The organism is Rhizobium sp. B21/90 (genome assembly GCF_019355815.1).
Taxonomy (GTDB): Bacteria; Pseudomonadota; Alphaproteobacteria; order Rhizobiales; family Rhizobiaceae; genus Rhizobium; species Rhizobium rhododendri.
Map to the genome: position 1 here is coordinate 222,851 of NZ_CP072166.1, position 11,871 is coordinate 234,721.

At 56.9% G+C, this 11,871-nt stretch carries 10 protein-coding genes; 4 read left to right on the forward strand and 6 right to left on the reverse strand.

Annotated features, from left to right (window positions below; all coding sequences use genetic code 11):
* Nucleotides 1-156: 156 nt before the first annotated feature.
* The 4 genes from J5278_RS30600 to J5278_RS30615 all read right to left on the reverse strand — a co-directional run bounded on the left by J5278_RS30600 (nt 157) and on the right by J5278_RS30615 (nt 5,579).
* A complete protein-coding gene (locus J5278_RS30600) occupies nt 157-3,315 on the reverse strand; it encodes a PAS domain-containing protein (protein WP_209186630.1) in 3,159 nt (1,052 codons plus the stop codon).
* Nucleotides 3,316-3,446: 131 nt separating this feature from the next.
* Complete coding sequence (locus tag J5278_RS30605; RefSeq protein WP_247749460.1) at nt 3,447-3,875, reverse strand: response regulator; 429 nt, start codon at nt 3,873-3,875, stop codon at nt 3,447-3,449.
* Between the two features lie 106 nt (nt 3,876-3,981).
* A complete protein-coding gene (locus J5278_RS30610; RefSeq protein WP_209186629.1) occupies nt 3,982-4,509 on the reverse strand; it encodes a DUF4142 domain-containing protein in 528 nt (175 codons plus the stop codon).
* Between the two features lie 11 nt (nt 4,510-4,520).
* Nucleotides 4,521-5,579 carry an alpha/beta hydrolase gene (locus J5278_RS30615; protein ID WP_209186628.1) on the reverse strand — a complete coding sequence of 353 codons (1,059 nt, stop codon included), beginning with the start codon at nt 5,577-5,579 and terminating at the stop codon, nt 4,521-4,523.
* Between the two features lie 148 nt (nt 5,580-5,727).
* On the opposite strand from J5278_RS30615, the gene J5278_RS30620 reads away from it, so the two are divergent.
* Nucleotides 5,728-6,852, forward strand: a complete 1,125-nt coding sequence (locus J5278_RS30620; protein WP_219259501.1) for an IS5 family transposase — start codon at nt 5,728-5,730, stop codon at nt 6,850-6,852.
* A gap of 362 nt (nt 6,853-7,214) precedes the next feature.
* On the opposite strand, the gene J5278_RS30625 is transcribed toward J5278_RS30620, so the two are convergent.
* On the reverse strand, nt 7,215-7,736 hold the full coding sequence (locus tag J5278_RS30625; protein WP_209187065.1) for a DUF309 domain-containing protein: 522 nt from the start codon (nt 7,734-7,736) through the stop codon (nt 7,215-7,217).
* Nucleotides 7,737-8,358: 622 nt separating this feature from the next.
* Between J5278_RS30625 and J5278_RS30630 the strand changes: the two genes are divergently transcribed.
* The 3 genes from J5278_RS30630 to J5278_RS30640 all read left to right on the forward strand — a co-directional run bounded on the left by J5278_RS30630 (nt 8,359) and on the right by J5278_RS30640 (nt 10,923).
* The gene (locus J5278_RS30630) at nt 8,359-8,730 is read left to right on the forward strand and encodes a hypothetical protein (RefSeq protein WP_209187080.1); all 372 of its coding nucleotides are present in this window, start codon (nt 8,359-8,361) and stop codon (nt 8,728-8,730) included.
* Between the two features lie 228 nt (nt 8,731-8,958).
* Entirely contained in the window at nt 8,959-10,392 is a 1,434-nt protein-coding gene (locus J5278_RS30635) for an MATE family efflux transporter (protein ID WP_257623523.1), read from the forward strand.
* A 348-nt stretch (nt 10,393-10,740) separates the two neighbouring features.
* Complete coding sequence (locus tag J5278_RS30640; protein ID WP_111220927.1) at nt 10,741-10,923, forward strand: hypothetical protein; 183 nt, start codon at nt 10,741-10,743, stop codon at nt 10,921-10,923.
* A 245-nt stretch (nt 10,924-11,168) separates the two neighbouring features.
* On the opposite strand, the gene J5278_RS30645 is transcribed toward J5278_RS30640, so the two are convergent.
* Nucleotides 11,169-11,822, reverse strand: coding sequence for a TetR/AcrR family transcriptional regulator (locus tag J5278_RS30645; RefSeq protein WP_209187033.1), 654 nt, complete (start codon nt 11,820-11,822; stop codon nt 11,169-11,171).
* Nucleotides 11,823-11,871: the final 49 nt, after the last annotated feature.

An 11,871-nucleotide genomic window follows, 5' to 3' on the forward strand; every position in this document is an offset into this window, starting at 1 on the left:
AATCCAACGTCATGTGTTGCGGCGACGGCGGTAAGCGGTTTCGATGGAAATGCTCGATCGCGGGGGCGCCGAATAGATCGGGCTGGATCCCGGCGAGACGCCGCTCGTATTGCGCGTGGCGATATTCGGCGCGTCAGCGCGCATCGGTGCCCGGTGCTAACAGTTCGATATTATTGAGCGCTCTGGTGAATGAACAATGGCGCTGTCCGACCTCGAAACCTCGGACCATGTCGCCCCTATAACAGCAATCAGCGCCTCAGCATCATAAGGCTTTCCCAGAATTCCAGATGCGGCCTCATTCTTGACGCTTGGGGTGTCACCCGTCGCAAACACGATTGCGGCCGATGGGCGCAACGCACGCGCACGACCTGCCAGTTCTTGACCGGAGGCACCCGGTAGATTGACATCGGTGACGAGCACATCGAACGGCACAGTTTCGAGCGCCGCCATAGCTTCTTCAGCACTGGCCGCTTCAACGACGATATAGCCGGCATCCTGCAAGATCTCCGCGGTGTTCATGCGGATCAGCGCGTCATCCTCGACCAGCAGAACCGTAAGCTGCGAAGTGACCAGCGGTTCAGCCAAGGTGACGACCTGAGTGGGCTGTGTTTGCGTGGTTGGTAAGATCTCTGCCCCCGTTGGCACAGCCCGCTGCTTGCCATTCCCCAGCAGCATACGGAATTTTCGCGCCAGTGCCTCACGCGTGTAAGGTTTTGACAGCAGCTCAACGCCAGCATCTAGCTTCCCACCATGAACGATAGAGTTCTCCGTATAACCAGACGTGAACAGAACGGCGATGTTGGGCAGCCGCTCGCGTGCTTTGCGGGCCAGCTCCGGGCTTTTCAGTTTTCCGGGCATGACGACGTCGGTAAACAACATGTCGATTGGAATGCCACTTTCGATGACGTTGAGAGCACTTGACGCATCGACCGATTTCAAGACTCGGTAGCCGAGGTCAGATAGCATCGCGACGACCGTTTCGCGGACCGCGTCGTCGTCCTCGACCACAAGAACGGTTTCTGTACCGCCTAAGATCGGCCCGGTATCGACGGCGACCTCGACGTCTTCGGACTGCAAGGCGCGCGGCAGGTACAGCTTGATCGTTGTGCCCTCGCCCACCTCAGAATAGATTTTGACGTGGCCCCCCGACTGCTTGACGAAACCGTAGACCATCGACAGGCCAAGACCGGAACCTTTGCCTTCGGCCTTGGTCGAGAAGAATGGTTCGAACACCTTTTCAATGATGTCGGGTGACATGCCGGAGCCCGTATCGCTGACCGCCAACAGGACATACTGACCCGGCGTGACCTCGTCATGCGCCAGCGCGTAGGCGTCGTCCAAATGCGCGTTGGCCAGCTCGATAGTCAACTTGCCTTGTCCGTTCATGGCATCGCGGGCATTGATTGCAAGATTAAGCAATGCATTCTCGACCTGTGCAGGATCGATAAATGTGTTCCACAGACCTCCGGTGACAACCGTTTCCACTTCGATCGCCTCGCCGATCGCCCGGCGCAGCATGTCGTCCATGCCGCGCACAAACCGGCTGACATTGACAACCTGGGGCTCAAGTGCCTGGCGCCGACCAAAAGCCAAGAGTTGGCTAGCCAATTTTGAACCGCGCAAAACGCCGGCCATTGCATTGGCAACCCGGGTTTCGGCGCGCTGATTGCCGGCAATATCCTTGCCAAGCAGCTGAAGATTGCCTGAAACGACCTGAAGCAGGTTGTTGAAGTCATGGGCGACGCCGCCGGTCAGTTTTCCGACAGTCTCCATCTTCTGCGACTGGGCCAATTTGGCTTCTGCCTGACGCCGCTCGTCAATTTCGGCAATGACCCGAGCTTCAAGATTTTCATTGACGTGGCGCAGCTGTTCTTCTGCCCTCTCGCGATGACGCACCTGACGCGCAAGAGCTTCCGCCTGCTCGCGTAAGGCGGCTTCAGCCGCGCGCTGATGGGTGATGTCGGTATGTACGCCGACCCACTCGATGATTTCGCCAGCTGTATCCAGAATGGGCAGGCCTCGGATAGCATATTGCCGCCAGGCACCATCGTGACGCTTCACACGGTGCTCATGGATGAACATGCTTTTCGCTGCAACGGCTGCCTGCCAGGCTTCAACCGTGGCGGCTACGTCGTCCGGATGCACCGCGCTCGACCAGCCGAAGCCCTGATATTCTTCTGGCGTCTGGCCTGTCAGTGTAGCCCAACCACGCTGTTCGCCGACCATCTTGCCGTCGGCGCTATTGGTCCACAACACGCCGTGGACAGCATCCATAGCGGTCCGAAACCTGCTATTACTGATCGCCAGGGCCGCTTCACGCTGCGCACGTTCCTCTACGTCGATGCCGAGAATATTGACGCCCGGAACCGAACCATCTGGATCGATGTGAGGCACGTACCTGAACTCGATCCGACGTAAGCCACCATCTTGGTGCGGTAGCTCAGTTTCAGAAACAATCGCGTCCCCGGCGAGAGCCCGCACAATAGAGTCCTTGCGTTCTTCATAAGCAATCTGGCCGATGACATCACGCACATGGTGACCGATCATGGTCTCTGGTTCAGCGCCGAACCAGTCTCGGTAGGCGCCATTGGCAAAGCGATAGACGTGATCCCGATCAACATAGGAGATCAGCATCGGCACGGCATCTGTCACCCTGCGCAATTCTGCTTCGCGCTCGGCAAGCCGAGCTTCAGCCAACACGCGGGCGCTGGTGTCAACGATAGTGCACATTACACCACCGACATCGCCATCGCCGTCGTAGACCGGCGTGTAGAAGAGATCGAGGTAAAGGGTTTCCGGCCCATGAGCCCGGTTGAAAACGATGGGCTGGTCCCGGTGGGAAACCGTTTCGCCTCGCAAACCGGCTTCAAGGATCGGGCGATTCCAATCCCAGACTTCCGGGAATGCCGCGGAAACAGGGGTTCCCAGTGCCATCGGATGGCGCTCGCCGGCAATTTCGCGATAGGCATCGTTGTAGATCATGACATTGTGCGGACCCCACATCAGCACCTTGGCAACTGGCGAATTGACAATATTAGCAACCGTCGCCCGCATCTCGACGCTCCATCCTTCGATGGGGCCGGCCAGGCTTTTGTGCCAGTCTTTAGAACGTACCAGTTCGCCGCATTCACCGCCGCCTTTCGGCCAGGTCTTTCCGACCGGAAGTGGCGCTTTAAAGCCGCCACCGCGCAAGCTGCACAAAGCAGCGCGGACAACCTCGCTGGCATTGGCGTAGTCGCCGGTTGCCAGGCTGTCGTTGATGAAACCCTCCAGTTCGGGGGTCAGCGAAACATTGCGGGATTGACGTTGGGCCATACTGTCCTTTGACAGTCGGAAATGGCTGTGTCAACAAATGCCATCGTCAGGTAGAGGCTACAAATAGATATCGCTCCGTCGGGCCGGCTGAATGTAACACATGAGAGACAATTAGGTAGGCCGCCTATAATTCATCTTTTCAATTGCGATGCTTCACAATGATCTCGCAGAACTTGGTGAACAAGGTCGGCTGAAAATGGCTCGGCGATGAATCTCGCATTTTCTGGAATATCATTTGGCCCTGGCCTTGCGGCTCCCGACGCCACGATGACGCAGATATGCGGCCAACGCTCTGCTACAAGCATTGCCAGCTGGAACCCGTCCAGGTCGCCCGGCATTTGCACGTCGGTGAACAGGAGCTGAAGCGAGGAATGTTTCTGCAGGAACTCGAAAGCCTGATCCGCCGTCCTTGCCTCAACTACCGCATAACCTTCGTCGGAGATCATGTCTGCCGTATCCATTAGTATCAAAGGCTCATCGTCAACAACGAGCGCGATCGGTTCTCTGAGACTGGCAAAATTTGCGGTTTCCATAGCTTTCAAAGTTACACGAGCGCTCATTGTTCCAGGATGCCCTCGGATACTGGAAATTAATCGACTTCAATCATCCCGTAGAGGCGTAACGAAAAAGCCCGATGTTCCGACCGAGCTTCTGGAGCGTTCTTGATTAGTGTGCCGCGACAAGCTTCATCACATGCATCTTGTGCATCTCGAGCTTGGGAAGCGTCTTGGCCGCGAACTCCTCGACCGCCGGATCGTCGCCCCCCTTGGCATAGGTCGCAAACAGGGTCACGGCTTCCATATGGGCTGTCGTCTGCATTTCAATATAGAGTGGCTGGAAGTCCTGGGCGGATGCACCCTTCAGAGTATCTAGCATCGCCGCATGTTTCGGCGACAGCATTGGTGCTTCGTCTCCGAGTTTAGCGGCTTTCTTCAGTTCCTCTGCCGCCATCGTATGATCCCTGATCATCGCTGCCGCGAACTCCTTAACGTCGGCATCCTTGGCTTTCTGCTCAGCAAGCTTGCTGGACTCGATCTCGAATGCGTTCGAGCTTGTGACAACCTTGACGAAAGACGCCTTGTCGACATTCATGGCCGCTGCCGCCTTGTCCGCACTTTCAGGCATAGCCGCGATTGCTGTGGTGGACATCATAAGCGAGAGCGATAAGAGCGTGGCGGAAATTGTTCTGTTCATCTTGGCTTTCCTTACTTGGCTTTGGCGAAGGCTGCGGTGAGATCGGCGACAGCGAGGTCAAGCGCTTGCTTGGCTTCGGGTACCACCTTGACCATGCCGAAGAACTCATGTGTCACGCCCGGGAATGTCTTTGCGTCGACAGCAACCCCCGCCTCCTTCAGCTTGGCAGCATAGGCCTCACCTTCAGAACGCAAGGGATCGATCTGGGCGGTGATGACGGTCGCTGGAGCCACACCTGCAAGATCATTCCGGCCGATCAGATTCAGGCGCTTGTCGGAGGTTTCATCCATCGAACTGAAAGTGTTCTTCACAAACCATTCCATGTCAGCCTTACCGAGTGGCTTGGCGTTCGCATTCTCGTTGTAGGACGCCGTGTTCATGTCGTTACCGGCCACCGGATAGACCAGAAGTTGGTAAACGGGCTGCTTGTTCTTCATCTCTTTGGCCATCAGAGCAACATTGGCTGCCAAATTGCCGCCGGCGCTTTCGCCAGCGACTGCAATCTTGTCGGAATTGCCATTCAGCTCGTGGATGGTCTCGACAACCCACTTGTAGGCGGACCAGGCGTCTTCATGGGCTGCAGGAAATTTGTGCTCAGGCGCATGACGATATTCGACTGAAACCACGATCGCATTGGTGCCCAGTGCCAGCGCACGGGGTGCGCCGTCGTAGACGTTGATGTCGGCAACTACCCAGCCACCGCCGTGGTAGTAGACGACGACCGGGAACGGTCCCTTACCGCCGGGAATGTATACCCGTGCAGCAACGCCGCCTTCCGCCGTTGGAATGGTGACGTCCTTGGTCGTCACTTGCGCTTCTGGATTGGACGACAAGCGTTTGTCCCACTGGACGGCGTGGGCAGCGTCCGCCGGTGAAGCCTGGGTGCGGGCTTCGGGAACAGTCAGGGTGGAAAACGGCTTGGCGCCCAGAGCCGCAAGCTTATCGAGGACCGCCTGCATTTCGGCGGTGGGTTTTGCCATCTCCTGGGCGAGCAACGGGGTGGCGGTTGCCATGGGCGCGAGAAGTGCCAGTGCGATGGGCAAGGATCGGCTAAGTTTTCTGATGGTCATTGTCGGGCTCCGGTTTCGGTGTGTCTGAAACAAGGAGCGTAAGACTTCGTTCCGTAACGGATAGTTTAACAGGCTGCGGAAAAAGGCGCTTGCTGCGAGCCTACTGCCGTGATTCCATTGCTGAGTGATTGGTCGGCGGGAGCATGACATGCGCGGCAGTGATAACCAGACGGCGGGACTGTTTTCTTATGTGAGCTGCGAAGCCCGCGTTCCGACAAACCATCCGCTGCGGCCGATCCGTGCCATTGTAGATGAAGCGCTGGAAGTTCTGTCGCCAGATTTTGAGGCGATGTATTCAGCGATCGGCCGCCCTTCGATCCCGCCGGAGAAGCTGCTGCGTGCACTGTTGTTGCAGGCCTTCTACACGATCCGCTCGGAGCGTCAGCTCATGGAGCAGATGGATTACAATCTGCTGTTTCGATGGTTCGTCGGCTTGTCGATGGACGCGCCGATCTGGGACGTCACGGTGTTTACCAAGAACCGTGAGCGGCTTCTGGCGGGCGACATCGCCGCCAAGTTTCTGGCCGCATTGCTGGGCCAGCCGCGGGTGAAGGCGCTGCTGTCGGACGAGCACTTCTCGGTAGACGGCACCTTGATCGAAGCCTGGGCGAGCATGAAGAGCTTCAAGCCTAAGGACGACATAGATGGTGGCGACACCGACGACAGCGGCTCTGGCGCTGAAGGCAAACAGCCGCCAAAGGCTGTGGGACGCAACTCCGAGCGCGATTTCCACGGCGAGAAGCGAAGTAACGCTACCCACGCGTCGACCACCGACCCGGATGCCAGGCTTTACAAGAAGGCCCGTGGCCAGGCGGCCAAGCTTTGCCACATGGGTCACGTCATCATGGAAAACCGCAACGGCCTGGTTGTCGATGCCACGCTGACCCATGCGAGTGGAACAGCAGAACGCGAGGCAGCTCTGGATATGGTGGGCCGCATGGATGGTCGTCATCGCATCACATTGGCCGCAGACAAAGCTTACGACACGGCCGACTTCGTGGCCGCCTTGCGGGACGCAAAGGTGACCCCACACGTCGCCCAGAACACAACAAACCGACGGTCGGCCATCGACGGTCGCACCACCCATCACCTCGGTTACGCCGTCAGTCAGCGCATTCGCAAGCGCATCGAGGAAGTGTTCGGTTGGGCCAAGACCAGCGGCGGAATGCGCAAGACCCGCCATCGCGGAAAGGATCGCGTCGGCTGGATGTTAACCCTGACAGCCACCGCTTATAATCTGGTGAGGCTTCCAAAGCTGCTGACGACGGCATAATCGCGCCCGTAATCCGCCGAAAGACGGCGGATTACGACAAAATGGGCCGACAAGGCCGCTGAAAAAGCCTCATCACAGCCCGCCTTCGAGCCGTCTAGCCAGGATCGGCGGAAAAATCGGCGCTATTTCCGCGACCTGTTAAAGGAAAACATCCTAAAATCTGAAACTAAACCAACAAGTTCTCCGTAAAGGAGCCGCCGAAAACCCGCAAATCAAGGGCTAAGACAATTGCGGGATCAGTGACGGCTCGATTGCCGAGACACAGGAAATCCTCCACTTCTGTGCGAGCACGGAATCTCGTCCGAAGTTCAGGTGATGCCGATCCAGCAGATCAACGAAGCCCAAAAGTAGGTTACGATGGTTTAGACGGATCCAAGGAAGAAGTCGAACACCGGTTCAGCCTGCCCCTGTTCATCCACGTGCAGGACCGGCATGTCATCCGCTGTTGCTTCGGCGAGTTCCGCGAGCGACGTTGGCGACATTCCCAGTGCAAATGAAAAAACTTGCGGTGAAACCGTCGTCAGACCTCGCAACAGTGCGCCAGCACGACCGGCGTGGCGACCGGCTGCAGCGTGTTTACGTTCCCGGATTTTAACGCCCGAGGCTGAGAGCAAAATCAACGCCTTGAGAAAATCGCGTAATGGGCTTCCCCTCGCCGCTACCTGCCACAGCCCTTCCCAAGCCTCATGAGCTTCCCAATAGTACCCATGATTGAAAAGATCTTTTCCCCAAGCGAATTCCTCGGATTCGAGCGAGGCGATAACCCGGACAGGCTGGACCGAGTAGCTATGTCCCGCAGGGTGGCGAACAGGATGCGGGCCACGGCCCGGCAAATAAGCGTAGCTTGGTAAAGGCCGGTGGGCGAGTAAACGAGGGCGTGCCATCAATCCAACGTTCCTGATGCAGCTTCCAGAGTGCCTATGCCATACCACAAACGATCCGAAGCGCCGAGCAGTGATGCTGGCGTTCATTGGCCTCGAGCGGTGTCCATGCGGGGCGTTGATGTGGTTTCTCTTTGGGGCACCGGTATCATAGGCCTAACTTCGCCCCCTCGGCATCGTCGTGAACAGCGCTGAAAACCAGAGGGTAACCCACGCCTTGATGCGATCCGAACTCTACCACTCACCCTGTGAGACGTTTTCCAAGCAATACGATGGAGTTGGCGCGTAACCGTAATTTATGGAATGTCTGTTCCAGCGACAGCTCTATGTTTGATACCAATTCACCGTAAGCACACTAATATGGCAGGTGCACGATGCCACGCACGTGCGCCACCGAAATTCCCACCTCCTGTCCTCGTGATTCGAACGACAGTCGACAAGGGACCACTGCCGTCTGCCGCAGTTTGATCCGTAAAAGTGGCTCCAACATTTCGTAACAACAAACGACACACTGCAACAGTAGCAAGGCTCATAATGTCATTGAGCTTCGCATCGCCTCCAAACATCGATCTAACTTGGTCGCCAAATAGGACGGGGTGGAGCGTTTTAGTCAAAGGGAAAATTCATGACACGTTATGTCATCGCGTTCACCGCGGCCGCTGCTCTAACCGCTATCGCCGCCGTACCGGCCTTCCCGCAGGTCGTAATCTACGATGGCGAGCCTTCAGATCCCTACTCGGTAGACGGGAACACGGAATCCAACTTTCTAGATTCTTGGAACCGCCATCATGACGATCAGAACCGCTGGTTCGGGCAACAGTCTAGCTTTGGACCGGGTGACGTCATCACGTTGCTTGAAGGTCGCGGCTACCGAGTGAGGAATGTCCAGGATGTCGGCAAACGTTATCTGGTCAAGGCAACCCGTGGCGGCGACAACCTGCTTGTGAGCGTATCGCGGTCTGGCGATATCATGGGTGTTGTGCACGACCAGAGATAAAAGTGATACCGGATTTCGCACGGTGAAGAGCTCACTCGCATATTGATTCCAGGGTCATAGCGTGGCAGTTCCGATTTCCAAACGGCTCAAAGCTCAGATGCGTTCTAACTTCGAAACGTTTGAAGGGCGCTGATCCGATGAGCGTGACTTGAGCTTGCATGGGCAATAAATTAAGGGCGCCATCTATTGATAGATTTAGAGTTTTACGCGTAAGGACGAGGGAACCCGATGACACATGCAACGGACGCCATTGCCCAACTGCCACCTATGAATCCACGCATCCGGCGCATGCTCACAGATCCGATCCTGCCCATGCTTGTTCGCCTAGCCTGGCCAAACGTCCTTATCATGCTGGTACAGGCGTCGACTGGGCTCATAGAGACTTGGTGGCTATCCCATCTGGGTACCGATGTGCTCGCCGGAATGGCGCTCGTGTTCCCTGCAGTCATGCTGATGCAGATGATGTCTGCCGGTGCATTCGGCGGAGCAATTTCGTCAGGGATTGCGCGAGCGCTCGGCGGAGGTCGAAACGCGGACGCAAATCAACTTGCGACCCACGCCATCATCATCAACGTCGCTCTCGGCATTATTTTTTCGGCAATTATGCTAGTTTTCGGACGGCCAATATATCAGGCGTTGGGCGGGAAGGCCGGCGAGCTCGAAGCTGCTCTCATCTATTCAAATACCGTGTTCAGCGGATTGGTTTTTGTCTGGCTGATGAATGGCCTTGCCAGTATCGTTCGTGGGACAGGGAACATGCTTGTACCGGGAATCGTCACATGCGGGGGGGCGATCGTGCTTATTTTTGTGTCGCCGCTGCTGATTTTTGGCCTCGGGCCGGTTCCCGCCATGGGGGTTGCCGGTGGAGGATTGGCGTTGTTGCTCTACAACTTTTGTGGCACCGCTATTCTCGGATGGTATATTTTGTCAGGCCGAAATGCCGTTGTTTTCGGACGTGATGCCCTGAGCTTTGATCGCTTTCGAGACATAGCGCGGCTGGGCGCCGTTTCATCTGTCAACTCTGTGCTCACGAATGTCACGATAGGCGTGGCAACGGCGATTGTGGCTGCTCATTCAAGCGTGCAGGCAGTCGCAGGCTTCGGTACCGCTGCACGGCTTGAATACCTTCTCATGCCCGTGATATTCGGGATCGGCGCTCCGATGGTTGCCTTGATAGGGACCAATATCGGCGCCGGTCAGTGCGATAGAGCCATCAAAATTGCGTTAACGGGCGCTGCTCTATCGTTTGCAATTACGGAAACGATTGGTATCATCGCTGCGATATTTCCTCATGAATGGATTAGTCTGTTCAGCCATGCCGCCGGGGCTATCGATACAGGCGTCAGCTACCTGCAGGTGATCGGGCCCGTCTACGGGTTCTCCGGGATGGGCATGGCTCTTTACTTTGCTTCCCAAGGGGCAGGCCAACTGCGTTGGCCTATGCGTTGCGGATTACTCCGGCTGGCCGTTGCAGGAGTTGGCGGATGGCTTGCGGTAGAGATTTCAGGCTCGCTACAAGGATTATACGCTGCCATGGCAATCGCACTTGTTGTCTATTCCACACTTTTGGCGCTGGCGATACGCTCTGGCGTTTGGTTTCACGCCTCCGCCGATGAGGGCGCAGGCTCCCTGAGGCCGCAGCCGTCCCGCGGCCAGCATTAGCCAAGTTCGCCCTTCTAGGCGCACAACGAACTGCGCACCCGAGCCAAACTCTAGCCAACAAGTGCCAGCGATCAATTTCGGATATTTGCTGAGCTTCTAAGATCGCCGAGGAAATCGAAAGTCTTCGGCTTCTCAAGCCTCTGGTCAGGCGTGGCGTTCAAGGGCGCGGACCGTCGCATCGACCTGCGGCTCTCGGCTCCGGACCAGATCACCGACTGTTCGAGCCGGGCCCGGACGCATTGTTCAGCCAAGAGTGAGGTAGCCAGTATTTAGAAAAGCGCCGTAATCTTGGTCGGGCCGAACACCGGTGTTCCGTCCGGCGCTATCGTTCATTGGCCGCAATAGAAGGTGACTTCGGACATCGCCGCCGGGAAAACTTCTGGCGACCGCGCGTTCGCACGTGGCAGGGCGTCCTTCGCCAAGATCGGTGGCGTGGCCGTAGATTTCGGCCATGCCTCCGAGCGGCATGCGATCGCCAACTCAGGTGATGGCGATCCTGTGGGTTTTCCTCGGGTCGAAATCAACAAATGAAAATAATCGCATGTGCAACACCGGGGTGTGATCTGTCTTGTCGATAGCCCCTTCTAAGCGGGGATAGGGGCTTACTCACCCAGCTCAGTTCCGAAACCGCACGCTCTGGAAGCCTGTTTGCCAAAACCGCTCCCTCTGGCGACATCCTTTCCCGCGAGTGCAAATCGCAAGATCACCACCCGGGCAAGAAACGACGTCCCTCAAGCGACTACCAGTCTGACTACAACTAGAGCTTGCTCAGAACCTCAAGCGAACCCGCATCCCCGGAGAAAGAAATCGACTGATTTCCTGGCCCGGGCGATCGCCGCGTCCCTGTTCGGGGGCCGCCCGCCAAGGGTATCCTGAATCATCGGCCCTTGGATGAGGTAATAGAACTGATCCGCTAAAAAAACCGCGTCCTCGACGCCGCCGTTGTATAGAAGAGAGCTTAGCCGATCTCGGGAGTGCTTTCTTCCGGCAGCTTCGGCGATTCGCATCAGTTCGGGAAACTTTCTCGCCTCTCTATGAACTAGGAAATACAGCGCCAGCACTTGCGTATCCAGAAACGCATCGACCAGCTTCTCGGCGACCGTATGAAGGTCTTCAGAAAGCGTCTTGCCTCCAAGCTGCGACAACTCGGCCGGGGGCCGCCGCTGTTTTGTGAAGTCGATGATAACCGCTTCGAACAGGTCGGCTTTCGTGGCGAAGCGCGTATACAGTGTTCTCTTAGAGCATTTCGCCAGCGCGGCAATGTCATCCGTGCTCGTGCCCTCGTACCCCCTGTCGAGGAACAGGACCTGAGCCGCGGCGACGATCTCCGCCGTCAAATTCGCCTCGTTTCCCTTAGCGGGACGCCCTCTTGAACGTGGGCGTGCCTGGGAGCTCTTTGCGTCGTTGCCTTTATTGACCGTAATTTTCATCGTCTCCTGTTCGTATCGACATCCTGAAGGTTCCTCATGACGGCACCGA

Coding starts and splice junctions, on each gene's coding strand:
- J5278_RS30600 (WP_209186630.1), bottom strand. CDS start 3,315: ATGGCCCAACGTCAATCCCGCAATGTTTCGCTGACCCCCGAACTGGAG.
- J5278_RS30605 (WP_247749460.1), bottom strand. CDS start 3,875: ATGAGCGCTCGTGTAACTTTGAAAGCTATGGAAACCGCAAATTTTGCC.
- J5278_RS30610 (WP_209186629.1), bottom strand. CDS start 4,509: ATGAACAGAACAATTTCCGCCACGCTCTTATCGCTCTCGCTTATGATG.
- J5278_RS30615 (WP_209186628.1), bottom strand. CDS start 5,579: ATGACCATCAGAAAACTTAGCCGATCCTTGCCCATCGCACTGGCACTT.
- J5278_RS30620 (WP_219259501.1), top strand. CDS start 5,728: ATGCGCGGCAGTGATAACCAGACGGCGGGACTGTTTTCTTATGTGAGC.
- J5278_RS30625 (WP_209187065.1), bottom strand. CDS start 7,736: ATGGCACGCCCTCGTTTACTCGCCCACCGGCCTTTACCAAGCTACGCT.
- J5278_RS30630 (WP_209187080.1), top strand. CDS start 8,359: ATGACACGTTATGTCATCGCGTTCACCGCGGCCGCTGCTCTAACCGCT.
- J5278_RS30635 (WP_257623523.1), top strand. CDS start 8,959: ATGACACATGCAACGGACGCCATTGCCCAACTGCCACCTATGAATCCA.
- J5278_RS30645 (WP_209187033.1), bottom strand. CDS start 11,822: ATGAAAATTACGGTCAATAAAGGCAACGACGCAAAGAGCTCCCAGGCA.